Source organism: Mesorhizobium sp. M0239 (assembly GCF_040321815.1).
Taxonomy (GTDB): domain Bacteria; phylum Pseudomonadota; class Alphaproteobacteria; order Rhizobiales; family Rhizobiaceae; genus Mesorhizobium.
The window spans coordinates 1-2565 of sequence record NZ_JAMYSG010000085.1; the positions used below are offsets into that span (position 1 = coordinate 1).

Genomic DNA, 2565 nt, shown 5'->3' on the forward strand with positions numbered 1-2565 from the left:
CAAGAACGTTCCCTCAGAACCGATTTAGAGATTGCAAGGGGCGCGAGTCAATGAATGGTTAAGGACGTACATTTCGGGTTTTGTCCCGGTTTGAAATGCAGAAAATCGACGGCGGCGTTGCGGGCGTCTCAAAGCCCCGAACGCTTCGAAGGTCGTAACTGATGGTGTGGGCGCCCGAAAACAATGGCAACGAACCCTCCGGGTGTAGATCGCGGCGGCTGTCCTGACCGTAGCCTTTCGCGCTCTGCTACAAGCTGCGATGATTGAGCCGACAACCTCTCAGTATCTCGGATCGTCTAGCATCCAGCCGGCGTGCTACCTCGTCCGTTCGCTCTAATGTCCGCTCCTCGATGCGGCCAGGGTTCTGCTCAACATCGCTATGAGGCGCAAACCCGCCGCTCGCTCGCTACGGCGCTGTTTACGGCGCGCTCGCGAGCGACGCGCAGACTTATTCTGAATGACTGCTTTTCGCTTTGGAAACGAGTGTTTTCGGCTCCGTGCCTTCGAGATGAGAACATTGGTCAATACCGGAATCCAGGTATCTGTCGTGATGTCGGGTTCAGTGACGTCATGTTGGTAGCGAGCGAGTTGCTTGCGCCGCTTTACTGCGTCAGACGAAACCGTAAGAGTGTGTCAGCAATTGACCACGGATGGCTCGAGAAATACCCCGCGCACCTGAGCAAGGGGTACGCCTCCTGTTACAGATTCGCTCGGCCCCAGTTGCCAGCAATTGGCAGCGGATATCCGGGATCGATGCTGTTAACGTTCGGATCTGAATAGCGCAGGTACTCTCGACCGCGGGTCACATAGGTTTTGCCATTGGAGAGCTTAACCATAGCGTCGAAACCACCTTCAAACGGCTCGGGGAGCCCCAATTGCCGTTTAATGGTTTTGGGTAGCCTTGATCGACCTTGTTGGCACTGGCGTCTGAATAGCGCAAGTACTGGGCGCCACGGGTAATGTAGGGTTTTCCGTAGGACAGCGTACAAATCGAGTCGAATCCACTCTCGAACTCGCGCGGAAGGTTGCCCCAGTTGCCTGCAAGACGCCGCGGATAGGTAGGAATCCGCAAAGAAAGCTGGGGGCAGCGCACCCCAATTGCCGGCAATCGGCTTTGGGTATCCGACGTCGATCCTATTTGCGCTAGCGCCGGAATACCGAACATAAAGGTGGCGGAAAGTCGCGTAGGTCTTGCCGTTCGGCAGAGTTGCGATCGAATCGAAGGGGCCAGTGAGGGGAACTCCAAGGCTTTGATCATCATCTCCAACGACGAGGCGCTTCCACACAAATTCTGACAGCACCGGCTCCTGATTCCAAAGATCTGGCCATTTCGTGACGTCGTTAACCGCCGCTACACCAATGTCGTAAGTAGCGGCTTTCGCCGGGAACGTCGCCGAACGTTGATCTTCTTTGGCATGCCGCGGATTTAAATGCTGGCCGTTCTCAACTCTCGCAATCACAAAGCTGTCAACGTCCGTAGTTCCAGGGCCCTTTCCCCAACCGACATGAATGTATCCGCCACTGGCTCTGAGCTCGGTGATCGTCGGAGTTGATGGCTTACTTGTTGTCGCCGGGAGGCCTTCAGACGCAGGTGCAGGTAAATTTACAACTATTTGCGTCCAGATGCTTCGATCCTCGATATTCACCATTTCACCGGACGGCAGTCTGGTTTGAACCAGTAGCTCACCCGTGGAGGATATTGTTCGCGGCAGCAAAATAAATTCGTTTATGGTGCTGTATGACAGGTCGATCTTGAGCTCTCCGAAGTTGCCTTTCGCACCGGAGATCTGCTGGAAGTTCGGCGGGTTTTTTGGGTGTGGCGGCGAATTTGGGTTACGGGCCCGACATCGTTTGAGGGACAACCGATGCTCCGCCGCCACCAGCCTCAATCATTGTGGCACGATAAGTTCCTCGAACGCGCGATCGATGCAGGACGGAACCATTGGTCTTTTAAATCGTTTTAAGGCCATTGGGGCTTCAACCACCCCTTAAGGAGTGTAATGAAAAATATCATATCGGGTTTTCTGGCCGTCGCGTTGTCGGCTTCATTTGCGGTGACGGCCGCTGGGCCAGCTCATGCAGCTCAGACTTTCGTCCCCATGGCGTCGACATCTTCCGACACCCAGATGATCGACTACAAGCCGTGGCGGAGGCATCACTCATCCAACGGCAACTTCTCCCGCAACGATGGCGCTAATTGGAACGGCCATCGCGGATACCGTGAGCATCGGCGAGGCTATCGTCGGCATGGTGATTATTGGTTCCCGCTCGCAGCTTTTGCGACGGGCGCGGTGATCAGCGGCGCGATCATAAACAGCCAGAGCCGCGTTCACCGCGGCGATTCGCATATAACATGGTGCTATGACCGCTACCGCAGCTATCGTGCGTCGGATAATACCTTCCAACCGAACTATGGACCACGCCAGCAGTGCAACTCGCCCTACTGATGAGATAGATCGGGTCGTCAAAGCCCCGCTTCGGCGGTAATGCAGTTCACTTAGGCACCTTCAGTGTTCTGACAGGATATTTGGCTGGTAGCTTTTTGACGACACGGGGGCATGATCG

Annotated in this window: 2 protein-coding genes; one reads left to right on the plus strand and one right to left on the minus strand. The window is 55.3% G+C overall.

The annotated features are described in order from the left end of the window. Positions 1-698: 698 nt before the first annotated feature. Positions 699-1862, minus strand: coding sequence for a hemopexin repeat-containing protein (locus NKI99_RS33610; protein ID WP_352613725.1), 1164 nt, complete (start codon positions 1860-1862; stop codon positions 699-701). Positions 1863-2000: 138 nt separating this feature from the next. Between NKI99_RS33610 and NKI99_RS33615 the strand changes: the two genes are divergently transcribed. Then, the gene (locus NKI99_RS33615; RefSeq protein WP_352613727.1) at positions 2001-2447 is read left to right on the plus strand and encodes a BA14K family protein; all 447 of its coding nucleotides are present in this window, start codon (positions 2001-2003) and stop codon (positions 2445-2447) included. Positions 2448-2565: the final 118 nt, after the last annotated feature.